The 22,821-nt window shown below is 64.9% G+C and carries 19 protein-coding genes and 1 pseudogene; 9 read left to right on the top strand and 11 right to left on the bottom strand.

Annotation, left to right across the window (positions count from 1 at the left end; translation table 11 throughout):
* Nucleotides 1-149 precede the first annotated feature (149 nt).
* The 5 genes and pseudogenes from ACZ50N_RS27885 to ACZ50N_RS27905 all read left to right on the top strand — a co-directional run.
* A complete protein-coding gene (locus ACZ50N_RS27885) occupies nt 150-926 on the top strand; it encodes a hypothetical protein (protein WP_052765359.1) in 777 nt (258 codons plus the stop codon).
* 449 nt (nt 927-1,375) lie between these two features.
* On the top strand, nt 1,376-1,759 hold the full coding sequence (locus ACZ50N_RS27890) for a hypothetical protein (RefSeq protein ID WP_052765360.1): 384 nt from the start codon (nt 1,376-1,378) through the stop codon (nt 1,757-1,759).
* Nucleotides 1,760-2,104: 345 nt separating this feature from the next.
* Nucleotides 2,105-2,356, top strand: a complete 252-nt coding sequence (gene nrdH / locus ACZ50N_RS27895; protein WP_046366756.1) for a glutaredoxin-like protein NrdH — start codon at nt 2,105-2,107, stop codon at nt 2,354-2,356.
* Between the two features lie 32 nt (nt 2,357-2,388).
* A complete protein-coding gene (locus tag ACZ50N_RS27900) occupies nt 2,389-3,597 on the top strand; it encodes a DUF1173 family protein (RefSeq protein WP_064284535.1) in 1,209 nt (402 codons plus the stop codon).
* Nucleotides 3,598-3,871: 274 nt separating this feature from the next.
* Nucleotides 3,872-4,138: pseudogene (locus ACZ50N_RS27905) on the top strand (ATP-binding protein); the annotation flags it as partial.
* A gap of 67 nt (nt 4,139-4,205) precedes the next feature.
* Here ACZ50N_RS27905 and ACZ50N_RS27910 read toward each other — a convergent pair.
* The gene (locus ACZ50N_RS27910) at nt 4,206-4,622 is read right to left on the bottom strand and encodes an Imm1 family immunity protein (protein ID WP_064284534.1); all 417 of its coding nucleotides are present in this window, start codon (nt 4,620-4,622) and stop codon (nt 4,206-4,208) included.
* Nucleotides 4,623-4,855: 233 nt separating this feature from the next.
* Here ACZ50N_RS27910 and ACZ50N_RS27915 point away from each other — a divergent pair, with 233 nt between their 5' ends.
* Nucleotides 4,856-5,266 carry a DUF2510 domain-containing protein gene (locus tag ACZ50N_RS27915; RefSeq protein ID WP_064284531.1) on the top strand — a complete coding sequence of 137 codons (411 nt, stop codon included), beginning with the start codon at nt 4,856-4,858 and terminating at the stop codon, nt 5,264-5,266.
* 57 nt (nt 5,267-5,323) lie between these two features.
* On the opposite strand, the gene mobF is transcribed toward ACZ50N_RS27915, so the two are convergent.
* The 3 genes from mobF to ACZ50N_RS27930 all read right to left on the bottom strand — a co-directional run bounded on the left by mobF (nt 5,324) and on the right by ACZ50N_RS27930 (nt 15,433).
* Nucleotides 5,324-11,182 (bottom strand): MobF family relaxase, encoded by a 5,859-nt coding sequence (gene mobF, locus ACZ50N_RS27920; protein WP_464475755.1) that lies wholly within the window; start codon nt 11,180-11,182, stop codon nt 5,324-5,326.
* 162 nt (nt 11,183-11,344) lie between these two features.
* A complete protein-coding gene (locus ACZ50N_RS27925; RefSeq protein WP_464473615.1) occupies nt 11,345-14,467 on the bottom strand; it encodes an MMPL/RND family transporter in 3,123 nt (1,040 codons plus the stop codon).
* Between the two features lie 330 nt (nt 14,468-14,797).
* On the bottom strand, nt 14,798-15,433 hold the full coding sequence (locus tag ACZ50N_RS27930) for a TetR/AcrR family transcriptional regulator (protein WP_011856886.1): 636 nt from the start codon (nt 15,431-15,433) through the stop codon (nt 14,798-14,800).
* A 104-nt stretch (nt 15,434-15,537) separates the two neighbouring features.
* Here ACZ50N_RS27930 and ACZ50N_RS27935 point away from each other — a divergent pair, with 104 nt between their 5' ends.
* Complete coding sequence (locus tag ACZ50N_RS27935) at nt 15,538-16,407, top strand: metal-dependent hydrolase (protein ID WP_011856885.1); 870 nt, start codon at nt 15,538-15,540, stop codon at nt 16,405-16,407.
* Nucleotides 16,408-16,540: 133 nt separating this feature from the next.
* On the opposite strand, the gene ACZ50N_RS27940 is transcribed toward ACZ50N_RS27935, so the two are convergent.
* Genes ACZ50N_RS27940 through ACZ50N_RS27955 form a run of 4 tightly spaced genes read right to left on the bottom strand, consistent with a single transcriptional unit; the run spans nt 16,541 to nt 19,313 of the window.
* The gene (locus ACZ50N_RS27940; protein WP_011856884.1) at nt 16,541-17,431 is read right to left on the bottom strand and encodes an alpha/beta fold hydrolase; all 891 of its coding nucleotides are present in this window, start codon (nt 17,429-17,431) and stop codon (nt 16,541-16,543) included.
* A 58-nt stretch (nt 17,432-17,489) separates the two neighbouring features.
* Nucleotides 17,490-17,942: a PaaI family thioesterase gene (locus ACZ50N_RS27945; RefSeq protein WP_011856883.1), complete on the bottom strand. Its 453-nt coding sequence runs from the start codon at nt 17,940-17,942 to the stop codon at nt 17,490-17,492.
* Nucleotides 17,927-18,088: a hypothetical protein gene (locus ACZ50N_RS27950; RefSeq protein WP_156442342.1), complete on the bottom strand. Its 162-nt coding sequence runs from the start codon at nt 18,086-18,088 to the stop codon at nt 17,927-17,929. The genes ACZ50N_RS27945 and ACZ50N_RS27950 overlap by 16 nt, the downstream gene beginning before the upstream one ends.
* Before the next feature lie 28 nt (nt 18,089-18,116).
* Complete coding sequence (locus ACZ50N_RS27955; protein ID WP_011856882.1) at nt 18,117-19,313, bottom strand: cytochrome P450; 1,197 nt, start codon at nt 19,311-19,313, stop codon at nt 18,117-18,119.
* A 73-nt stretch (nt 19,314-19,386) separates the two neighbouring features.
* Here ACZ50N_RS27955 and ACZ50N_RS27960 point away from each other — a divergent pair, with 73 nt between their 5' ends.
* Both ACZ50N_RS27960 and ACZ50N_RS27965 read left to right on the top strand, forming a co-directional pair.
* Nucleotides 19,387-19,983, top strand: coding sequence for a TetR/AcrR family transcriptional regulator (locus tag ACZ50N_RS27960; protein ID WP_011856881.1), 597 nt, complete (start codon nt 19,387-19,389; stop codon nt 19,981-19,983).
* Nucleotides 19,980-21,029, top strand: a complete 1,050-nt coding sequence (locus ACZ50N_RS27965) for an LLM class flavin-dependent oxidoreductase (protein ID WP_011856880.1) — start codon at nt 19,980-19,982, stop codon at nt 21,027-21,029. The genes ACZ50N_RS27960 and ACZ50N_RS27965 overlap by 4 nt, the downstream gene beginning before the upstream one ends.
* A 48-nt stretch (nt 21,030-21,077) precedes the next feature.
* On the opposite strand, the gene ACZ50N_RS27970 is transcribed toward ACZ50N_RS27965, so the two are convergent.
* The 3 genes from ACZ50N_RS27970 to ACZ50N_RS27980 all read right to left on the bottom strand — a co-directional run bounded on the left by ACZ50N_RS27970 (nt 21,078) and on the right by ACZ50N_RS27980 (nt 22,801).
* Nucleotides 21,078-21,542, bottom strand: a complete 465-nt coding sequence (locus ACZ50N_RS27970) for a DUF6188 family protein (protein WP_024449209.1) — start codon at nt 21,540-21,542, stop codon at nt 21,078-21,080.
* Between the two features lie 78 nt (nt 21,543-21,620).
* On the bottom strand, nt 21,621-22,292 hold the full coding sequence (locus ACZ50N_RS27975; RefSeq protein ID WP_011856878.1) for a TetR family transcriptional regulator: 672 nt from the start codon (nt 22,290-22,292) through the stop codon (nt 21,621-21,623).
* The gene (locus ACZ50N_RS27980) at nt 22,289-22,801 is read right to left on the bottom strand and encodes a PaaI family thioesterase (protein WP_011856877.1); all 513 of its coding nucleotides are present in this window, start codon (nt 22,799-22,801) and stop codon (nt 22,289-22,291) included. Before ACZ50N_RS27980 ends, ACZ50N_RS27975 begins: the two co-directional genes overlap by 4 nt.
* Nucleotides 22,802-22,821 lie beyond the last annotated feature (20 nt).

Here is a 22,821-nt window from a genome sequence, read left to right on the forward strand (position 1 = left end):
GTATCACTGGGTGTTCGAGTCTCCCGCACGACTGGCTGCGCGGCCATGGCACGACAACGCCAAGGGGTTTGACGGGCTGCGGCCGGTGTCGTGGTCGGCCCTGGTCAGCCGCAAGGCTGCACGGTACGCCCGGCGACAAGGAGTGTCCGGTGCATCCAGGTGAGGGCGATGAGCAGGGCTGCTGGCAACAGTGGCGCACCGACCGTGACCGCGACGAGCAACGTCGGGTAGCCCAGCAACGGCGCGACCGCAAGGTCCGCAACAAGCTCAGTCGCGTCGTGGACGTCCTTGACGAGCTGCTCGGCCCCGGTGAGCAGCAGCCCCGTTGCCTCGGTGAGGTCGCGGACTTCTATGGCGTGAGCCAGTACCGGCTCTCAGCGGTGCTTGAGAAGCACCGCGACGAGTTCAGCCGAGATGGTTGGCAACCGCATCACCGTGGCCACGACGGGCACGACCTTTGGACTGACCGTGCTGTCGTACGAGCAGGACTGCTACTGGAAAAGTCCTCTGTAGCAGCCCATCTGCGGCACCTGCTCGGTGTAGGAGATATTCCGCTGGTGTACTCCCAAAGTGATGCCCGCCTGGCTGAATGCCGGCAGCTCTACAACAAGGCTCTGACGGTCGTTGCTGATATCCACGGCGAGTCCAGCACCGACGATCTGTGGCGAGCAATGCAGGGTGCGGATCGGTACGACCTGATGGCGATGGTGATGACCTTGGCCTCCCTGACCCCCTACGACCGTCCCAGCTTGGGGCAGTGGCTACGCGACATCAGCGCCCTCACCACAAAGGACGGCAGTATCGCTCGCGGTCTGGCGCTGCTGATCCCTCAACGTCAAGCTATCGATGCGCGAAAACTCAAAGAGTCCGGGTCCGCACGATCGCACAGAGCGCGGGCCGACGACGAAGGAGCGGTGTGCCAATGAGTTCCGCGTCCCACGCTCGCTCACCGATAGCCGAACGGCGTACTCGCGCTGAGCAGACCGAACGGCAGATTGCCTGCCTGTTACCTCCGCACACCCACTACGTTCAACCACTCTCGGGAACGCTGGAAGTTCTGCTTCACAAGCCGTGCAGCCCGCTAGAGACGGTCAATGATGTGGATTCCGAGCTGGTCACGTTCTGGAGGGTCCTACGCGATCGGCCCGACGACCTTGCGCGGGCCTGTTCGTTGACCCCGCACTCGCGGGTGGAGTTCACCTCCGCGATTAGCGGTTCCCGACTTCCTCGTGACACCAACGAGGTGGAGGTTGCCCGACGAGTATGGGTCCGGCTCAATCATAGTCAAACTGGTGCTGCGCGGATGCGTCCGCAATGGCAGAACACCGCAGCGCACCGCAGGACGGCGCCGGGCCATGATACTGCCATTGCTCAGATGACCGAGGTCGCCACCCGAATCAAGAGGGTGAGCCTGGAATCGGCCGCTCCTGTGGAGCTGATCGACTCGGTTGCGCGCCAACCCGGGGTGTGCATCTACCTCGACCTGCGAACCGAGGTCTTCGGCGCCCAGGGCGCCAGTCTCATCCATCACGCACGCGTCGACCCGACGCAGGTACTTCGGGCCGCGTCGAAGGCGAAAGCTGCCGTCGTGATCCGCGCCGAGCGCGATACGGTAGCGCACAGTCCTGTACACAGCTGGGCGTGCACGCCAGTGGGGGAGCACCGGGATAGCGCCACGGTGCACTTGTGGTCAAACCGTGTGCTGTCGATGCAAGAGCGTCTTTTCGACCTTGGCGACTACGGGTGGGCAGCAACGTGACCACAGCCGACACCATCGCTATTCGCGAGCAGCTGGTCGCGGTGTTGCGGGCCGCCGAAGCACCGATGACTAGCGCCGAGCTGGCCAGCGTTCTACCGTGGCAGACCCACCGTCTCGATGTGGGCTGCGAGCTGGTGTGTCACGCACCTCGCCGGCCCACGGCGATGCGGGTGGTCGAGTGTCATCGAACCTGGCATCTGGTGAGTCGTCCGCGGTCCTCACAGGACTCGCGCACAGGGATATATCGACATCTGAGGAGCTTGGCCCGTGCAGGGACCATCCGATCGATTGCATTGGGGCCGAGAAAAGTTCAGTGGGAGTTCGTAGGTGAATAGGAGAGTGACGATGAGCAGGATCACCGTGTACACCAAGCCCAACTGCGTGCAGTGCACCGCGACGTTCAAGGCGCTCGACAAAGCGGGCATCACCTACGCGAAAGTCGACATCAGCGTCGATGCCGAGGCCCGCGACTACGTGATGGCCCTGGGCTACCTGCAAGCCCCCGTCGTGGTGGCCGGCGATGAGCACTGGAGCGGCTTCCGACCCGACCGCATCTCCGAAGTCACGGCTCCAGCACTCGCGCAGCTATCCATGTAGCGGTACAAACACTAGCGGGAGAAGAAGACCTCATGACAGTCGTGGCGACCCCGTTTCAGGTCGGGGAACACGTGGTAGACGATGTGCATTGCCTTGAGGGACAACAGATTCTCCGAGAGGCCAAAGCAGCGAGATCACGCCCGCTGTGTTTGTGCCAGCCCGCCGGGGTACAGATGTATATCGCTGCCGCTGGCGACAGCCTCATTGTCAAACGAATGCCCGGCACGGCGGCCGCACATGACCATCGGTGCCGGTCGTGGCTGCCTCCCAGCGAGCTATCGGGCTATGGCGCCGTTGCCGACCGGTCGATCGTTGACAACCCTGCCGACGGAACAACCACGCTGCGACTGGGATTTTCGCTGTCGAAGTCCGGCAATCGTGCCGCTCCAGAGCCTTCCGGATCGCCGGCAAGCGCGGTGCAGTCGGACGGCAACAAGTTATCCCTACGCGCTGTGCTGCACTATCTCTGGGATGAGGCGGAACTGACGACGTGGCACCCGGGCTTTGCGGGGCGGCGGCCGTGGGGTGTGGTGTACCGCCGGCTCCGGGATGCCGCCGATGGCAAGCTAGTCCGCAAAAGCCCCTTCGCCGCATCGTTGTTCATCCCGGAGCCCTTCTCGGCCGACTGCAAGGCCGAGATCGAGCAACGCCGGATTAAGGCTTGGGCTCCAGCGCGTAGACAGCCGGGGAAGCCCACCAAATTCCTGATCGGCGTGGGCGATATCAAGGCGATTGAGCCAGCCGCCCACGGGTTCAAGATGCAGGTCCGCCACCAGCCGGGCCACCCCTGGTTTCTCGATGAAGACCTGTACCGAAAAATGACCAAGCGCTTCGCCACAGAGCTGGAACTCTGGCAGATGGCTGATGCAGGTGACGTGCGGTTGGTGGCGGTAGCTACCTTCTCCGTGTCTCGGGCTGGTTACGCCAACGTAGAACAACTCTCTTTGATGACGACCGATCACAACTGGCTACCCTTCACCAGCGATGCCGAGCGCACCCTGCTGACAACTGCAATCGCAGATGATCGGTGTTTCCGGAAGGTATTGCCTTACAACGGGAGTTCCACAGCCTTGGCCTCTTTAATCTTCACCGACACCGCCCCGGCGATAGCCGCATTCATCGATCGCTGTGGAGGCGAGGACGACGACGACGACGAATCGATCGCGGGGCTTCCGGTCTGGAACTGGCGTACCGATGAAGATATGCCGGATTTGCCGTCACCTCTCGACGGTTCGGAATGACCCCTTACCAGGTTGGAACAAACGCATTGTCAGCAACTGCCTTACGTCCGCCGTTCGCCTACTTCGGCGGTAAGCAGAAGATCGCCGTGGACATCGCCGAACTGCTAGCAGGCCATAGCCACTACGTGGAACCGTATGCTGGCGGACTCTCAGTATTGCAACTATCAATCACTATGGCCGTCCACTCACCCGAACCTGATGCCACGTGAACAGCGTTGCGCCGGACCCCATTGGGCCGTCAAATCAGACATCATTCAACTGACTCTTGAGACAAGAGCTGGGCTACATGGAACTGGATCGCCGCGGCGCCGAGCTGCTGTTCCAGGTGCTCACCGAACGCGAAGAGAAAGCCTCGGTGGCCATTGCGTCAAACGAAAGCTTCTCCGGGTGGACCAAAACGTTCACCGACCCACGGTTGTGCGCAGCCATCGTCGACCGACTCACCTTCGGCGGCAACATCATCGAAACCGGCACCGACTCCTTCCGCCTAGCGCACACCCGCGCCAAGACCAGCAACCAGAACCAGCCAACCGGTGACTGAGGATCTGCTCATCAAGCAGATCAGCTGCACCAGCGCTCCTCCGCCATGAGCCTCCACGGACCCCTTGCTAGGTAACCAGCTCGGCAGCATTTCCGGTTGCTGGCGACGGTTCAGCCTCCCAGACAACGCACATGGGCAGTGTCCCAGTATCGAAGAACTCGCGAGCCGCTTGAAGCATCACACCGTGGTCGACCAAACACCGAGGAAAGAAGCCGACCGTGGCATCACCGCGGGCGAACTCCACTTCACCGCCGCCGGCATCACCATCTCCCACACTGTGAAGCGGCGATTGGGATCGATCGTTGTCGGCAAACAGCAGCAGCCCGCCGCTTTGATGCCCCACCCCCAGCGACAAGGTTCCCGCCGAGCCAGCCACGCTCACCAACACCGGCGCAGACCCTGATTTCGCCAGTGACTCAAGACGAGACTCCAGCTCTTCAGCATCGTTGACGTGCACTTCCTGGTCATCCCAACGGAGCAACATTCCTCAATTATCCGTGAACGCGATCAAAGCGCCACCCGCTCCTCGAAGCACACCAACTCGGCGTCAGCTGCCCGGGTGACTCCCAAATTCGTGAGCACAATCGCCTCCAAGGACACCCTGGCGACTCCGAAATTCGTGATCAAACGACTCCCGAATCAACGATCAAAACCAGCCGCAATCAGCGCGGAATAGGGCTTCCGCACATGTCGTACCCGCAGCGGACGATGGGGTACATGAACGAGAACAACAGCAACCGGTGTGTGATTCGCATTCTGGGTTTAGTTGACGGGACGCCAACCGATTTCGACGGCCAGTATGTGGTTGAGTACGACCCGAGCAGGACCGGCACGCAGCCAGTGACAGGTAAACCCATGCCGGTATTCCATCTGGTGACCACCCCCGATATCAGTCAAGCGACGCGGTTCACTCCCGACGAGACGGTCGACCTGTACCGCGCCGTAGACCAACGTAACCCGATCCGGGCTGATGGTGAACCGAATCGCCCTCTCACTGCGTTCAGTGTGGAGACCGACACCCTTGCGGCGGCGCTGCCGCCTGCGGGATGGCACGTCGATCCGCACAATTCGCGCTACTGGCGCTGGTGGGACGGTACGGCCTGGACCAGCCATATCGCGGCGCGATGATTCGGCAGTAGCGCAGCCGGGGACGTTCACGGCGTCGAGCTGCGTGTTCACAGGTTCCTACCCACCTCGGCTGAATCCCTCGTCACGGTGAGCGGCGTTCCACATGCGGGTGTGGAGATCATGGGCGGTGGTGTTGCGCTGCTGGGCTTTTCGGTGGCGTTGCAGGGCGGTGGTGATGGCGGGTGTGTGGTGGTCGGGGTGTAGTCCGGCGGCTTGGGTGAGGGCTGCGTTGCTGTCGGGGCTGGCGTCGAAGTGGTTGATGCGGCCGGTGGCGGCGGTGAGCACTGGCGACCACCGCAGTTCGGTGTGTAGCAGTTTCAGTAGTGGGGCGGCCGGTGGTGGTGGCCAGGTGGCGGTGTTGGTGTCGAGCAGGATGATCCGGGCGTGGGCGGTTGCCGCGGTCTCGGTGAGGTCGGCGATCGTTTCGGGGGAAATGTGTTCGGCGCGGTCGATGACGACGATGGTGCCCGGTGCGCTGTCGTGCAGGTCCAGGGTGGCGGCGTCGATGACTGTGTTGGCGATCGGGGACAGGTCCGCATTGTCACAGATGGTGGCGGGAGCAGCCCAGATCAGCGGACGCTGCGCGTCGTGGGCGGCGCGTTCAAGGTGTTTCATCATGGGCAGCAGCGCGGCCCGGTCGGAGGCGTGCGCGGCGGTCAGCACGAACGGTGCATCGGTAAGCCGTCGTAGGCGGTCGGTGTCGATGTCGGGGTGTTCGCTGATCGGCAGTCGCTCTTGGAAAGCATGTTGACCGGCAGCGTCGAGCACCCGCAGTTCGGTGTCGATGCGGGGCAGCAGCTCGGTGATGTGTTCGGCGGTGCTGCGCTGTGCACGCGCGAATGCCTGTGCTGCGGCGAGCTCGGCGCGGTGGAGCTGGTCGCGCAGCGCTGCGCGGTCGGCGCGATGTCGGGCCAGCAGTGTGTCATCGTCGGCGCGGCATCGGCGCAGCAGTGCGTCGGCGTCGGCGTGGGTGACGATGTGCTCGCTGCCGCCGGCCGCGGCGGCGCGGGCTGCGGTGGCTTCGTCGAATGCGGGATGGAACTGTTCGGCGGGGCTGGTTGGGGGCAGCTGGTAGCTGGTCAGGAAGTTCAGGTGCTGGGTGGCCGAGGCGATATCGAGGGGGTCGGCGTCTGGGTCGGCGCGCAGGGTGTCGAGTTCGGTGCGGGCGTGGCCGATGAGTTCGAGGGCTTCGGCGTAGGTGGTTTCGGCGTGATGCCATTGGTCGAGCACGGCTTCGACGCGTGCCAGGAAAGGCCGGTCGGCGTCGGCCGCGGCGCGCATGCGCCGCAGTTCGTCGGTGGCGGCCAGGACGTGGGGTCCGCCACCGGCGGTCACGTGGGCGGCCAAGGCGCGTACCTGGGCGTCGGCGGCGGCGTAGCGGTCGCGCAGCGCGTGGACGTCGGCGCGGTGGGCGGCCAGCGCGGCGGCGGGGCTGGGCCGCACGGTGCTCAGGCTGTCGAAGTCGATCCCTGTATCGGGGGTGAAGTAGTCGTCGGCGTGCTCGGGTGGGGGCAGTTGATCGTCGGGGGCGGTGGGCTCGGTGAGGTCGTAGTCGTCTAGTCCGAGTGCGGCGGCAAGGTTGTTGGGGTCGGCCAACACGTCGTCGTGAGCGTGCTGGCGCCCCGGTGGTGTGTTCTCGATGTCGGGGTGCAGATGGGCGAGTTCTTCGTGTTCCTCCGGTGTCAGGGGCGCGGTGTCGGGCAGGGGAATGTCGTGGTCATAGGGGTCGGCGGTGGTGAACACCTCGATCGAGTAGGTGAGCAGTCGGGCGTACTCGTCGGGCCGTAAATGGTGGGTCAGGTGGGCGTCGGCGTCATAGAGATGTTCGGCGGCCACATGCAGCAGATCGCGCGGTGTCCACTGGTCGGGGTCGGCGTTGCCGATCGCGGACACCAGTGCGGGGAAGGCGGGATCGGCGGCGATGGTTTCGGCCAGTTCGGTGCCGAACACGGTGTGCAGATCGGGTAGCCAGTCCGGGCGCAGCCCACCGTTGGCGGTCTCCAACACCGCTGGTGTGAGGGTGCCGCACAGTCGCCACCACAATGCGGCGGCGGGCAGTTCGTCGGGCAGCGGGCGCTCAGCGGCGACGGTGCGTACGAGTTGGGTGATGTTGACTCCGGTGCGCGCGGCCGCGGCCAGGTGGTGGGCCAGCTGCGGCCAGTAGGGGTCGTGGCGGATGTGCGGGTTGATGGAGTCGATGAGGGTGTCGTAGCGGTTGGTGGTGGCATCAGCGCCGATGAGTTCGGCGGCGCGTTGTTCGAGTCCGCGTTGGGCGGCGCGGGTGCGGGCGGGGTATTGCTCGGCGCCGGCGATGCGGGTGTCGTTGTCCTCGACGGCGGTTGCGGCGCGATACACGGCCAGCTCGGCAGCCAGTTCAAGGTCTGTGCCGACCAGCGGTCGTGCCCATCGCGGCGCGGTCGCTGCGCTCCACTGGCGTGCGGTGGCGGTGACCTCGGCGGCCAGGTCGGTGACCCGCTGTGCGCGGGCGGCCAGGTAGGTGTGCCACTGCGGGTCGGCGGCCAGACGTTCGGGGATGGCGGGCAGCCAGGGCAGTGGGCCGGCGCCACCGGAGTGTGCACCGGTCGGATCGAGGCGCCAGTCGATGACCGCGGCTGGGTCGGCGGCGTTGTCGAATCCGCCGGAGGCGACCACTTTGTCGAGCCGTTTGAGGGGGTGGATGCCGGCGGCGGCGATCAACGCGAGGTGCTGGCGTAGCACCGGCCAGGCGGTAGCGGTGGTCAGTCCGGGCACGAGTTTCTCGGCGTGGGAATCCAGCTCGGCGTGCTGGGCGGGGCTCAGGCGTGATTCGGCGGCGGTGCCGACGGCGTGGGCGTACATCTGGGTGGCGGCGGCCAGGCGGGCAGCCGGGTCGGTGGCGGCGCGGGCCGCACTGGTGGCCGAGACTTGCGCAGCATCGCGGGCCAGGGCACGGGTCAATACGTCCACGGCGGTGTCGGGGTGGGTGGCTTTCGGCGACAGCACGCGGTGGGGGTCGTGCTCGGCGGTGGAGAAGTAGATGTGGTTGCCGTGCACTCCGCGGGTCAGCGCGGTGTACACCTGTTGGCGGGTGAGTTGATCGGAGCCCACGGTGTGGCAGCGGTAGCGGGCGGTCGCGCCTTGGGTGGCGTCGATGGTGCGGGCGTAGCCCAGGGTGACGTGGGAGCGGACGTAGGCGGCGGGCAGCCGTAGATGTGCGTGTGACTCCAAGTGCGTGACGGTGATCGAGCCGTCCGGATCGACCTCGGTGACTTCCCAGCGGTAGCCGTTGCGCACGAAGTCGGTGGCACCCAACGCGAGGGTGCGATCGTTGTGTTTGGTGAACACGAGGTCCCCGACGCTGGCGCGGGCCCCGGCCATCAACACCGCTTCGATGCCGGTGGCGTGTTCTCCGAGTTCGGTCAGCCGGTGCAGCCGGGCGCGGTCGTTGAGTTCAGAAACCAGCTCGTGGGTCGGCGCCAACAGCAGCGAGTGCTTGTCCTCAGCGATGTCGGATTGCCATGCTTGGAACGCCATATCGGAGGCGGCGGCTTGGGTGCCGACATGCACGCGCTGGGCATCGAGATAGAACGCGATCCCTGATGGGTCGCCGTCGCGCAGCGCGAGACCGGCTTGGGCTTCGGAGGCCGAGGCGAACCGCATCACCTGGGACAAGGTGATCGCCCCGTGCTCGTGGGCCAGGTCGCGCAGCACACCGCCGGCGCTGATCGAGGACAGCTGTTTGTCGTCCCCGACGAGGCGCACGCTGGCGCCGCGGGCCAAGGCGACCGCGATCATCGACGCCAGCGCCAACGTGCCGGCCTTGCCGGCTTCGTCCACGATGATCAAGGTGTTCTCATCGATCGCGTCGTACCACTGCCGGGCGGGGTCGCCGGGGGAGATGTCGGGATTGTCGGTGAGCCAGTTGAACTTATCGAGGGTGTCACCGACTTCGACGTCGATTTCTTCGCGCAACAATTGCGCGGCACTGGCGCTGGGAGACAACCCGATGACGGTGCCCCCGGCGCCTTCCCAAGACCGGGCCAGCGCGGCCGTGGCGGTGGTTTTCCCCGACCCGGCCGGGGCCAACGCGAGCATCACGCGCTGCCCGCGGCACGCCATTTCGCGGACCAGTTGGGCTTGACCGGCGTTGAGTTCGCGGCGGTGCGCGGCCTGGGCGAGTAGCTCAATTTCGACATCGGCGGCGGGCACGGTGCGGCCGTCGCGCAGTGTGGCGGCGGCCAGGATTTGCCGCTCAGCGGCCAGGATTTCGGGGCTGGTGTAGGTCTGCGTCCCGGCTTGGCGGTACACGCTGGTCCCGTCGCGGCGCCGCAACACCGCGGGCTCACCGAGGTCGGTATCAGGACTGGATGCGTGTCGGATGCTGCGCGGTTCGGTCAGGGCGGCGTCGGTGATGAGTTCGGCGATGCCGTCGATTCCGGCGTGCCCGGTGACGCGGACCACCCGCAATGCTTCGGCCAGTACATGGGTGCGGTTCCAGGTGGACCGCGCTGCGGAGACGGTGGCGATGACCTGGGCGGCGCGGGCGTTGATCCACCCTGCGGTGACCTCGGCGGGTGTCGTGGTGCGCCCGGCCAAGGAGCGGGCGATCATCGCGTTGACCGCTTCGTCGCTGCCCAGCAGGCCGACGGCTTGGGTGCGCCATTCTGCGCGTTGCTCGGCCAGCGATCGGGGTTCGTGTTTGGCGTCGCGGGTGGCCAGGGTGGCTTGTTGGAACATCGCGATCGACTCCGGGGTGGTCGGCTCGCGGCCGTGGGCGGCCTGAAATTTCTTGGCCAGCACCGCATATTCGGCGTCGATGGCGGCGCGGCGTGAGGACCACAGTTCGTTGAGTTCGCGGCTGACGCCGACGACTTCGCGGACCTCGCGCTTGCCTTCGCGGGCATCGCCGCGGGCGGCGAACCGCATCCCCAGCTCGTCGCCCAGGTAGGCCTCCAGGCGTGAGTTGTACAGCTCGGAGGCCGCGACGGTGGAGGCGTAGAGCGGGCGGCCATCGAGGGCGTACCAGCGGGGGATGCCGTCGGTGCCGCGGGCGCGGACCTTGTTGGAGATCGCGACGTGGGTGTGCAGGCCGGGGTCCGAGGCGCGGGTGTCGCGGTGGAGAAATTCGGCGGTGATGAAGCCTTCGGTGTCGACTTGGGCGATTCCTTGGGCGCCGATGCGGGTGTAGGCGGCCTGATCTTGCAGGAAGTCCAGGGCGTCCTGGACGGCCTTGCGGTGGCATTCCTCGATCTGTTTGGCGATCGGTTCCGGGCACAGCGCGTACAGTGCGGACACGCTTTTGACCGGGGTGAAGGTCATGTCGTAGCCGGCGACCGAGGTGGTTTGGTCGCGGGTGCCGCGGGCGATGAACCCGGTCAGTTCGCGCTCGTCCAGGGGTGCGCGGCGGTGCTGTTCTTCGAACATGTCGGTGGCGATGTCGGTGCGCATCTGCGCCCGCACTGTCTCGTCAATGGCGGCGTTCCAGTGCGCACCGACCGACAGGTTGTGATCCCGATACGCCTCAGCGAGCCGCTGCTGCAGCTCGGTTTCGCCGGCGTTGACCCGGAACGGGCGACCGAGGGTGGTCGCGGTCAGCGCTGAGTTTTTGCGTGCCCCTTGGGCAATGAGCTGCTTGGTCAGCGCTGAGGCGTTCGGGTGCACCCCCAGCCCGAACAGGGCCTTCATCTGGTCCTCGGTGACCTCGGAGCCTTCGGCCACTGACCACAGTCGCTCTCCGGCGTCGGTACGGGTCCAGTTCTGCGAGCCCGCGGACAAGCCGGCCAGTTCGCGTCCGCCCCAGCGGCCCGGTGTCTCGCCCTTGGAGGAGTAGTAGTCGCCCAACGATTCCGGGCCATGGGTGCGGTCGTGGGCAGCCACCTGCCGCACCAGGTACAAGTACCCGGAGCCAGCGGTGAGCTTGTGGATGCCCGCATTCACCTGCCCAGCGCACCGATTTCTCACGACGAAACCAAGGCTGCTTTCCGCCAGCATCCGAACGGGCCGTGACCAAACCTACCGGCGCAGGGGTCGTATTCATTCGGGGTGAATACGCCTTCACGCTGGTCGGCATGTAGCGCCGGGTATTGCTCTGTTCGCTTTTCACCTCTCCTGGACCAGCACGTGAGGTGCGTCCTTAATGCCTCCTGGGTTGGTCTGACCGGGTCGCGGGTTTGTTGCTTTGGTGGGCCACCAGCTGGCTTCGCGTAGGAGTGTGGCGATGGCGGGCACGGTGAGGGTGCGCACGAGGAAGGTGTCGAGCAGCAGCCCGAAGCCGATGATGAGGCCGGCTTGGATCATGATGGCGACTGAGCCGACCATGAGGCCGAACATGCTGGCGGCGAATATGAGGCCAGCGGAGGTGATGACGGCTCCGGTGTTTGCCACGGTGCGCAGGACGCCGACGCGGATGTTGGTTCCGGATTCTTCGCGGAGCCGTGAGACGAGCAGCATGTTGTAGTCGGCGCCGACGGCGACGAGGATGATGAACGCCAGCAGCGGTACGGGCCAGGCGATTTCGTGGCCCAGTCCCCATTGGAAGACTACGACGCCGATGCCGAGTGATGCGAGGTAGTTGAGCACGACGGTGCCTAGTAGGTAGAGCGGTGCTAGGAGTGCGCGCAGTAGTAGGACCAGGATGACGCCGACGATGATGATGGTGGCGATGGCTAGTTGTGCGAAGTCGGCCCAGAGGAGTCGTTGGATATCGGAGTTGACGGCGGGGAAGCCGGCTACGGACACGGTGGCGTCGGCGAGTGACGTGTTGGGTCGTGCGGTGTTGGCGGTGTCGGTGATGCGGCTGGCGAGGTCCATGGCTTCAACGCTGTATGGGTCGTGGCTGCTTTCGATCATGAACCGCGCTGTTTTGCCGTCCGGTGAGAGGAATTGTTCGGCGACGTCGGTGAATTGCCGGTTCTCGAATGCGTTGGCGGGCAGGTAGAAACCGCTCGAGGAGTCGGAGTCGGCCGCTGCGCGCGAGGAGTTCTGTAGTTGGGTGGCGATCTGGCTCATGCCGGACAGCATTTCGATGTTGCTGTCGGCGAGGGTGCGGACGCCGGTGGCGAGTGCTTGGGCGCCGGAGGCCAGCTGTCCGATTCCGTCCTGCAATCGGCGGAGATTTGTGGTCAGGTCGGCGGGGTCACCCAGGGCTCCGAATGCCTTGTCCAGTGAGGCGACTGCGTTCTGGACGTTGGCGAGGGTGCCACCAACGGTGGCATTGGTGGCGGGATCGTAGCGGTCCCCGAGGTCGGCGATTTGGTTGAAGAATCCGTTGTCGCGCAGAGTGACCAGGATCTGGACCTGGTTGCGGATTTGGGCGCATTGTGGGGTGGTGGCGCACCAGGGTGAGGTGTTGAGGGCGCCGACGAGTGGGTCGAGTTGAGTGATTGCGTTTTGGGCTTGGTTGGCCAGCGGTCGTAGTCCTGGGCCGGATTGGATGGCTTGGTCGACGGCGGGGGCAGTGGCGGAAAGTTGTTGCAGCAGCGGCCGGAATTGGTTGACCTGAGTTCCTGCGGATTGGGCTTGGGTGAGGATTCCGGCTAGTGGTGTGAAGGCGGTGCGCACGGTGCTGTCGAGTTGGGCGAGGCCGTCGGCGAGCTGGTCGGCGCCGTCGGTGAGTTTGGTGAGGTCGTCCTTGCGGGAGTTGCCCTCGGCGACGGCGCCGGCCATTTTGTCGCCGATCTGGCCGTTCTGCCAGGCCAGTTCTGCTTGGTCGAGGCGCTCTCCGGTGGGGCGGGTGACTCCGGAAACCTTGGTGACGCCGGGGATCTGGGAGACGCGGGAGGCCATCTCGTCAAGATCGGCCAGTCCTTTGCCGGTCCGCATGTCGGTCGGATTTTCCACGACGAGGAATTCGCTGATGACGACGTCTTTGCGGAAGCGGCGGTCCAGCAGGTGGTAGCCCAGGTTGCTGGCCGTGGTGTCTGGTTGGCCCTTGCGGTCGTCGTAGCTGATTTTGATGGTTGCTGCCGCTGCCGACAGGGCGAGCAAGATGACCAGGCTGACGATGAGTAGTGGCACGGGACGGCGGACCACGGCGACGGCGACGCTGTTCCAGTAGCGGCGGGTGCGATCGGGTTTGGGTTCACCGATGCCGCGTTTGGCGGCTAGCGACAGCACCGGTGGCAGCAGGGTTACGGTGGCCAGAAATCCGAACAGTACGGCGATGGCACACGCGGGGCCAAGGGCGGCGAAGACGCTGAGCCGCGCGAAGACCATGGCCAGGAACGCGAGTGCGACGGTGGCGGCGGAGGCGAGGATGACGCGCCCGATGCTGGCGGTGGCGTGGATGACGGCCTGATCGGCGGGTACTTGGGCGCGGCGCTGTTCGTGGTATCGGCTGATCAGAAATACGGTGTAGTCGGTTCCCGCGCCGAGCAGGATCGCAGTCATGAAGGCGACGGTGAACTGGGAGACGGGCATGCCCATCTCGCCGAGGGCGGACAGCACGCCGCGCCCGACTGCCAGGCTCAACCCGATTACTAGCAGCGGTAACAGCGCGGTGAACACCGACCGGTAGACGATCAGCAGGATCAGGGCGATCACGCCCGCGGTAGCGATTGAGATCAGCAGCAGGTCGTGCTCGGCGGATGCGATCATGTCGCTGAAGGTTGCCGGTGGTCCCGTCACTTGCACAGTCGTGGTCGAGCCGGTGAAGACCTCGGCGGCGATGTTGCGCACCGCGTTTACCGATTCGGCGGCCGTGGGGTCTCCGAGGGTGCCGGTGACACCTACGGGCAGGTACCAAGCTTTGCGGTCGGCGCTGACTGCCTGGGCTTCGGTAATCGGATCGGACAGTAGGTCCTGCACCAGCAGGACGTGGTTGCCTTCGCCCTGCAACCGGCGCACGAGTTCGCCGTAGCGCTGCCGTGCAGTCGGAGTCAAGCCATTGGGGTCTTCCATGGCGACGAACACCATGGTTTTTGAGCCTTCTTCGCCGAAAGCGGCGCTCATGCGGTCAACCGTCTGCAAGGACGGCGCATCGCGAGGGATGAGGTCCACCGACTGTTGGCGCACCACGGTTTCTAGCTGGGGGAACAGCAACGCGAGGACGACCGCGGCGCCTAGCCATACCCCGATGACCAGCGCTTTGTGTCGGAGGGTGAATCGGGCTAGCGCTGCCAACCGTTCGCTGTACTCGCGGGTTTCGGCCGGGTTGGGGGATCCGTTGTCCCGCTGGCCACGGCGCGTGGCCTGGCCTGGGGAATCTGCAGTGCCGTCGGTCACTGGGCCTCCACTAGTAGCGAATCGTAGCGATACTATCGGTATCGCTACGCTACCGCATGTAGTGCAAGTGGTGGCGGGGCCGTCGTCGCCAGGCCGCGCAAAGCGCGCGGCTGGCGAAGGGGCCGGCGACCGCTATCGAGTCGGGACCGGGCCGACGGTCGCAGTGGGCAGAGGAATGATCGAACACTCAGTGGGTTTCTGGAAGCCAGGGCTGACGCTGTAAGTCGACGACACTGGCCTTGGATGCCGTTCAGGGTCTTGCTGTTGCTGTTCTCGGACGTTGGTCGTCGGGCGCACGCACGGCCACATCGCGTAGCGGGGCCGCTAGCTCTAGGTTTGCGCTTCGGTTGTGGCCGACTGGCCCGTGTTCTGCAGCAGCACGTAATTGCCTAGGCTGCCCAGGAAACCTGCGCAGTGCTGAACGAGTTCATCTGTGGTGAATTCCAGTTCTCCGTCGAGTCGGCGGCGCAAGACTTCGAATAGCCCTCCCACGCCCAAGGTCGAAGCCAAATGGGCAACCCCCACGGCAGAGTCGGCGATGTCGAGGTGAAGTCTGGCTTCGCGCAAGACAAGGTCGGTGAAACCTGCCATTAGTTCGCTGCGTAGCTCTCGGAGCAGCGGCTCGGTTGCAGATTCCACGAACAGGATCCGACCCAGCCGCGGGTCGTTGTCGATCATGCCGACCAGCCTGCGGATTGGCGCGTACGCCAATACCTCCGGTGGCTCGCCGGCATCGGGGATCGCGTCGACTATCACCTCCTGGAAGGTGGCATAGAGCTGCTGGTAGACAGCCCGCAGGAGTGCGTCTCGGTCGGAGAAGTGCTGGTAGAAGTACCGTGACGTGACACCCGATTCAGCGCAGACGGCAGTCACAGTGGCGGCGGCAACGCCGCGCGTGCCGATCAACTCCGTTGCGGCCTCGATGAGACGGGTGCGCCGGTTCCGGTGACGCTCCTCGGCGGACATTCCGCTATACACCCGCGCCGAAACCACGTGGATAGCTTGCCATCTAATTCTGACAAGGCTTAGAGTCAGATTGACCGCGCGTCCTTGGCGAATGGGAGAACAACATGAGCGACGATTCGTCCACACGGCCCACCGCACGGGTCGTCCCGAAGCCCCGCCGTGTTCGATTCGATATGCCTGCTGGGACCAGTCGGCAGCACTTCGTTGATGGCGACTTGGTGATGAGCCACTTTGTGTCCACCTTGTCGGCCACGTTCCCCGAAGGCGAAGACTTCTTTATCCGGTCAGTCCGCGAGTACCGGGACCACATCAGCGACGCTGACCTCAAGGAGGCGGTCAAGGGGTTTATCGCACAAGAGGCCACCCACCGACACCAGCATCGGCTGCTCAACGATCGGCTTCAAGCAATGGGCTATCCCACCGAGGGGATCGATCGGCATGTCAAGAAGCTGGTTGGCCGACTTGAGAAGCGTTTTTCTCCCAAGATGCGCCTGGCTGTGACGGCCGCCCTCGAGCACTACACGGCGACATTCGCCGAGATCATTCTCACCAGCGACGAAGCTCAAGAACTGATCGGCGACACCGAAGTGCGGCCTATTCTGCTCTGGCACGCACTGGAAGAATGCGAGCATAAGGCCGTTGCTTTCGATGTCTACGAGACGGTCGGTGGAAGCGAACGCACCAGGGTCTGGGGGATGCGGATCGCCAGCCTCCTCTTGTTCAGCGAGTTGGTCATCCAGACCACCCGCTCTCTGGCTGGTGACCGTTCCGCCTACAACCCGGTGCGCTTGCTGCGCAGCCTTCGAGCCTTCCGTCATAACCCGCTATTCAGCCCAGCAGCAATTGCGCGCTTTCGCTCCTACACCCGCGCCGGATTTCATCCCGACGACTGGGACAGCGCAGAAATCCTCGAACGCTGGACCAAGGAACTCTTCGACGCCGATGGTGGCCAGCAAGTGCGTAGTGGCGTCTAGCTCGACCAGAGCCCGGCACAGTTCAAAGTCGGCCTTAACCGAAGAACACTTCATGGGCTCCGCTTCGCGCGCTGTGAAGTCAAGATCGGTTCTGACTACTGGCCGATCGATGGTGCTCGACCAACGTCGCGACCTACAGGAGGTTCCGGCCGAGGAACTCGGTGACGGCGCAGCCGAAGGCGTCGTTGTCGTCGCCGGCGATCATGTGTCCGGTGCCGGATACGTCGACGGTCTCGGCGTGGGGAACCAGTTGCTTGAACTCGTCGACGGTGGCTTGGGAGACCACGTCGGACAAGAGGCCCCTTACGAGAAGTGTTGGGGCATTGACCCGTCGGGCTCCGTCGATCAGCAGGTGGCTGATTGCGTCGAATTGCTCCGTTCCCGTGGTCGATTCGTCGCGGAGAAAGTCGAAGTTGGAGTGAATGAATGCCGGGTCCCACCGCCAGATCCAGCGGCCGTCGTGACGCTGCCGTAGCACCTTGCGCAGGCCGTCGACGTTGGCCGGGCGCGAGCGATGGGGGTTGTACGCGGCGATCACCTCTGCGGCGTCAGAGAGGGTGCTAAAGCCATCGGGATGTGCGGCCATGAACGTCACCACGCGACGGGCGCCCTGGAATTCAAGTCGCGGGGTGACGTCGACCAGGACGACCGCCGCCCACGACGCCCCGGATGTCAACAGATGCGTGCCGAGCACGGTCATGCCCCCAAGGGATGCACCTACGACCGCAGGGGCGGTATAGGCGCTGAAGTGCTCGCGCACGGCGAGAAGATCGGTCGCGAGTCGCTCGATGTCGTACCTGCCGGCTGGGTCCCAGTCGCTGTCGCCGTGACCGCGGGTGTCGTAGGCGACGACTGTGTATCCGCATGCGTGGAGGCGACGCGCTGAAGTGCTCCACGCGTGCCGGTTCTGGCCGCCGCCGTGCAGGAGCAGCACGACGGGACGGGCGTCATCGTGGCCGTAGCAGTCCGCAGCCAGGGCGATCCCGTCCTGGGTTCGGACCCGATGCTGCACGGCGGAGGTCATGACACCTTCCTGGCGAGATCGTCGTCCGCCCGAAGCGTGGGCCCGGCAGCAAGCGCCTTCATAGTGCGTTGCCCGCGGCGTTCACGATCGTGACCGTGCCCTGGGCTACGCAGACGGCTTTGTCGCCGTTGCTAATGTCGATGCGCGCCACTCCACTGCGCTTGCCCAGCGACACGATGTCGGTGACGGCGACACACACACCGGTGGACACGGGTCGCAGCAGGTTTAGCTTGAATTCGGTGGTGGCGACCCATGATCCGGCCGGAATGACGGGGTAGAACACGACTCCGAGACAGTGGTCGACCATCGCCGATAGACATCCGCCGTGCAGGGTGCCGAAGGGTGTGAGCAGTTCGGCACGGGTTTCCATCTCTGCCACCAGCCGACCGGCGGCGAGTTCGGTGTGCCGAAAGCTCAGAAACCTCGACAGTCCACCTGCTGTGTTCGGCGATCTGAGCAGCTGGTCGGCGATCTGCTCATCGAAGTGCGCGAATGTCACTGCCACCACCATGCCCCTTTCTCCTGTCCGGTCATGGGTCGATCACCGTTCGAGCCCGCGAATCGTTTGAGCATGTCGCCGAATGCGCCGAGGTCGCCGTGCGCGGCGGAGTGCTCGATATCGACGGCGATGAAGAACCTGGCCGCGCGGTGATGCACACGACGCGTCGTCGAGGAGGGGCACGGGCTAGACCGGTGTGGTCCAAGTGATGGGCAGCGATGTGTAGCCGCGGATCGGTCCGGACCGCAGCCGCCGCGCCGATTCAAGATCGACCTCCCAGTCGGGCACCTTGTCCAACAGAGCATCCAGAGCGATGCGGGCCTCCATCCGCGCCAGTGCCGCGCCCAGACAGAAGTGGATGCCGCGACCGAAGGCGACCTGGTGCTCACTGGTGCGCTCGATGTCGAACACGTCAGGATCGGGGAAGGCGCGCTCGTCGCGGTTGGCCGACCCGAACAGCAGCAGCACCTTCTCACCTTGACGCATGGTCGTGTCGTGCAGTGTGACGTCGCGGGTCAGGGTTCGTGAAAGTCCCTGTGCCGGTGAGTCGTAGCGCAGCAACTCCTCAACTGCCGGCCCCAATAGTGTTCGATCGGCGGCCAGGCGTCGGCGGGTCTGCCGATGCTGGGCCAGCACGACCGCGGAGTTCCCCAGCAGATTGGTGGTGGTCTCGTAGCCCGCGACGAGCAGCAGCGCGCAGAAGCCGAGGACTTCCTCGTCGGTCAGTCTGATCCCGTCGACTGTGGCGTTCGCCAACGCCGACATCATGTCCTCGCGGGGGGTTTGGCGGCGGTCGGCGAGGAAGTCGGTGAAGTAGGCGTAGATCGAGGTGGCGGCGGTCAGTGCGTCGGTGGTTTGTCCGTGGTTGACGTCGACCTGGACCAGTTGGCTCGACCACAATCGGAACTGATCACGATCGGTGGCGGGAATGCCCAGTAGATCGGCGATCACCGCGGCGGGCAGGATCGCGGCGAAGTCGGTCACGAAGTCCGCCGAACCAGAGCCCTCGTCGAGGCGCTCGAACAACTCCGCGGCCATCTGTGTGATGGCGCCCTGCAGCCCGGCCACCCGCCGGGGAGTGAACGCCCGGCTCACCAGGGCACGCAACTGGTCGTGGCGCGGAGGGTCCATCACGATCATCATCGGCAGGAACGAGCCGATGAAGTCCGATCCCGGTGGGGTGGGGAAGATGCCGTCCACCGAGGAGTACGTGCCGTGATCCAGTGCTGCGGCCTGGACGTCGGCGTGCCGGCTCAACACCCAGGTATGGGATTCCTCGGCGCGGTACACCGGAGCCGTGTCACGCAACGACCGATACGTCGGATAGGGGTCGTTGAGAATCGAGGCGTCGAACGGGTCGTAACGAATTTGCACCGAGACCACCAAGACCTCCGACCACCAAAGTAACGACGGTTTAGACTCGCAGTCTAAACCGGCCGAACGGGACAGGGGGGCAATGCGCAAGATTCCACGTCAGATCTCTGACCGGCTTCCCGCCGCGGCGGACTTGTTCGCCGAGAAGGGGCTCAACGACTCCAAGATCGAAGACGTCGCCGCGGTGACCGGTGTGCCGAAAGCGACGCTGTACTACTACTTCGCCGGTAAAGAGGACATCCTTGCTTTCCTGCTCGAAGACCTCCTCAAGGACATCTTCGATGCTGTGACCGCGATCGTGCACACCGGCGGCACCGGTGCCGAACGCCTCGAACTCGTGATCCGCGCACAACTGCGGGCAATGGCGCAGCGGCCAGCGGTATGCCGTGCACTCATCGGCGAATTGGGACGAGCGGCCCGCATGCCGGCTATCGCCGAGATGATCAATACCGCCTACCAACAACCCGTCGAAACCCTGCTCATCGAAGGGGCCCGCGACGGATCCCTCGTCGCTCAGCCCGATGCGCGATCGACGTCGATTGCGCTGTTCGGCGCGGTCACCATCAATGCACTCATGTACCTGGTCACCGATAACCACCTCGACGAGACGGTGGTCGCCAGCACCCTCAGCGCCGTCATGTTCGACGGGCTGCGCCCGCGCACAGGAGACCAGTCATGAGCACCTACGGCCTGTCGGTTCTCGGCGCGGATCTGAAGTCACTGGCCCAGACCGCCCAGGCCGCTGATGCGGCCGGGTTCGACGCCGTATGGGCCTCGGAGTTCTATTCTCGGTCCGGATCGATCTCCATGGCCGCGATGGCCAACAGCACCCAGAACTGTCGGATCGGTTCCTCCATTCTCTACGGCGTCGGCCGAAGCCCCCTGGTGCTGGCCACCGAGGCGCGCGACCTCGACGAACTCTCCAACGGACGACTGGTACTCGGCATCGGCAACGGCACCAAACGGATGATGGGCGACTGGCACGGCGTGCCCGACACCTCCGCACCCGCCCTGCGGATGGAAGAACTCGTGATGCTGCTGCGCCGGATATGGAACCTGCATGAAGGCCCGATCCATCACGAGGGCCGTTTCTACAGAATGAATCTCACCCCGACCGGCGACGTGGGACCCTCCAGCAGGCCGATCCCGATCGTCACTGCCGGTGTCCGGCCCCGGATGTGCGAGGCGGCCGGGCGGGTGGCCGACGGCCTAGCCGGACATCCGCTGTTCACAACCACCTACGTCGAAGAGGTCGTCCGGCCCGCTATCGCCAGGGGCGCCGCGCACACCGGCCGCGACCCCAATGACGTGGAAATCATTTCCATGGTGATGTGCGCCATCCACGACGACGCCGAGGTCGCCAGGCGCGAACTGGCGCAGCAGATTGCGTTCTACTCCTCGGTCAAATCCTACGAGACGGTACTCGATGTGAACGGCTTCGCCAGCGAAGGCCGAGCCATCCGGCAAGCATTCGCCCAGCGCGATTTCCCGGCGATGTTCGCCGCTGTGTCCGAGGAGATGATCGACGCCATGGGTGTCGCCGGGACGGCGCACGAGGTCCGTGAACAATTGAGACGGTACAACGGCGTCCTCGACCACATCATGCTGTATTCACCATCGGTCGGCATCACTGCCGAACGCGTGCAACAAAACCTCGACAGCATCATCCGGGAATGCTCGCCCGCCTCGATGTCGCCAGGGCGGTCCTGTCCACGTTCAACCTGATCCACGTATTGCCGCCCAAGTCGACCCGTCGCAGTGTCCGCGGCCGGATTAGTGGGTCTGCCGCGCCGACCCCGCCGATGATTGCCTGACGCTGTTGACGATGTTGGCGTCGTCGGTGTCGGGGAGGTCATGGCGGACCACGCGTACCCGTCCTTGAGGTAGACAGGCCATGTAGCCGTGGCGCATGCCATAGAGCTCCCACGCTGTCTGTTCAGCGTCGGGATCGACATCGATGCGATGTCCGCGCGAGAAGCTCAGGTGTAGCCCTCCATCGTCGCTGGACCAGGCCTGGGTGCACAGTGCGCCGGCGAGGTTCAGCAGCGGGCGTTCGTGGGTCGCGATCCTGAGGGGGTCAATACGCACCGCCTCGATGGGGTAGGTGCCGACGGCAGGAAGCGTCAATAGTAGGGGGCAGGAGATGACGATTTCGTTGTAATCATCGAAATCCAGAACCAGGCCGCCGTGCAGCGAGAGGCGTTGTACGACAAGGTTTTCGATCCATTGGGTGTACATGGCAGTCTCTTTTCGACGCATCGTTGAGCCGTATCCCCAAAGAGTACGCCAAGTATCGCTGCGATACCAGCAGTATCGTTACCGGTAGACGGCTGGCCTAGCAGCGCTGGTCACGACGCGCCTGGTGGCTCGGTCAATGCGGTCGCGGGTGTCGGCGGCTGTCGCGCGGTGGCCGCTGAAGGCCACGAGGTTGGCCAGCCAGATGTCGGAGATGATCCCAGCCACGTGCAGATCGGTAGGAGTGGGCTCGCCGCCCCTGAGCGTGCGGGCCAGCAGGATCTGGATCTCATCGGCCGCGCGGTCGAGTTCCGCGGCGGCGCGGGTATCTGCGACTGCGAAGGCCCGTGTCATGGCCGTCGTCAGCCATGGGTCGCGCTGCCAGCGGTCATGCAGATGTGCGGTGAGCCGTTCGAGCCGTTCCAGCGGTGTGCCCTCACCACTCGCCCAGTCCCCGGCCGAGTCGAGTCGACGGAACTCGCGCGTCAGCGCTGCCACCAGCAAGTGGGTTTTCGCCGGGAAATAGCGGTAAAGCGTGCCGACGGCGATGCCGACCCGCTCGGCAACTGTCCGCATCTGAACCGCCTCGTAACCACCCGCCGCGGCCACGACCAAAGCTGCATCAAGAATGGTCTCCCGGCGCCGTGCGGACGCGCGTGAACGCGACGCGTTAGCGGCTCGCTTCTCTGCAGCGACCGAGTTCGCTTCCGAAGGCGGGGTTTTCCCGTGGCTGCGCGCCTGAGGGACAGTCATGACGGCTCCGGGTCGAGGCCGCCGCGGCGCGAGAACTGCTCCAGAAGATCGCCGAAAGCGCTGACATCGCCGTGTGCGGCGAAGTGCTCAGGGCTGACGACAATGAACACTGCACTGGCGGTGAAGCGGGCGATCCCACCCTCACCCGTGCCTGTCGCCGTGACATGCAGCGCCCGCCCTTCACGAGAGACGATGTGGGCAGTAATCCGGTGGGTCTGATGCAGCGGCACCGGCCGCAAATATTCGACCGTCAGGGTGCGGGTCACCGCCGGGGTTCCGGCGATCCACAACGTGAAGCCCAGGACGTCATCACATGCCGCGGCCACTGCCCCGCCATGGGCCAGGCCCGGGGCCCCGATATGGCGCTCATCGAACGTCACATCGGTGTACACCGCGTCGCCGCTACGATGCACCACCAACCGCAGTCCGTGGGGGTTGTCCGGGCCGCAACCCATGCATGTCGTGGTGTGCGAGGGCAGCCGCTCGGGCGGCAACAGGCTTTCGGGCACCGTCACCCTCCAATACGATC

The sequence above is a fragment of the Mycolicibacterium obuense genome (genome assembly GCF_055397605.1).

Excerpts from the sequence above, each read along its gene's own strand:
- ACZ50N_RS27910 (WP_064284534.1), bottom strand. The coding sequence starts at position 4,622 with ATGTTGCTCCGTTGGGATGACCAGGAAGTGCACGTCAACGATGCTGAA.
- ACZ50N_RS27890 (WP_052765360.1), top strand. The coding sequence starts at position 1,376 with ATGACCGAGGTCGCCACCCGAATCAAGAGGGTGAGCCTGGAATCGGCC.
- ACZ50N_RS27900 (WP_064284535.1), top strand. The coding sequence starts at position 2,389 with ATGACAGTCGTGGCGACCCCGTTTCAGGTCGGGGAACACGTGGTAGAC.
- ACZ50N_RS27945 (WP_011856883.1), bottom strand. The coding sequence starts at position 17,942 with ATGGTGGTGGCAGTGACATTCGCGCACTTCGATGAGCAGATCGCCGAC.
- ACZ50N_RS27930 (WP_011856886.1), bottom strand. The coding sequence starts at position 15,433 with ATGTCCGCCGAGGAGCGTCACCGGAACCGGCGCACCCGTCTCATCGAG.
- ACZ50N_RS27965 (WP_011856880.1), top strand. The coding sequence starts at position 19,980 with ATGAGCACCTACGGCCTGTCGGTTCTCGGCGCGGATCTGAAGTCACTG.
- ACZ50N_RS27940 (WP_011856884.1), bottom strand. The coding sequence starts at position 17,431 with ATGACCTCCGCCGTGCAGCATCGGGTCCGAACCCAGGACGGGATCGCC.
- ACZ50N_RS27915 (WP_064284531.1), top strand. The coding sequence starts at position 4,856 with ATGAACGAGAACAACAGCAACCGGTGTGTGATTCGCATTCTGGGTTTA.
- ACZ50N_RS27970 (WP_024449209.1), bottom strand. The coding sequence starts at position 21,542 with ATGTACACCCAATGGATCGAAAACCTTGTCGTACAACGCCTCTCGCTG.
- ACZ50N_RS27935 (WP_011856885.1), top strand. The coding sequence starts at position 15,538 with ATGAGCGACGATTCGTCCACACGGCCCACCGCACGGGTCGTCCCGAAG.
- ACZ50N_RS27975 (WP_011856878.1), bottom strand. The coding sequence starts at position 22,292 with ATGACTGTCCCTCAGGCGCGCAGCCACGGGAAAACCCCGCCTTCGGAA.
- nrdH (WP_046366756.1), top strand. The coding sequence starts at position 2,105 with ATGAGCAGGATCACCGTGTACACCAAGCCCAACTGCGTGCAGTGCACC.
- ACZ50N_RS27960 (WP_011856881.1), top strand. The coding sequence starts at position 19,387 with ATGCGCAAGATTCCACGTCAGATCTCTGACCGGCTTCCCGCCGCGGCG.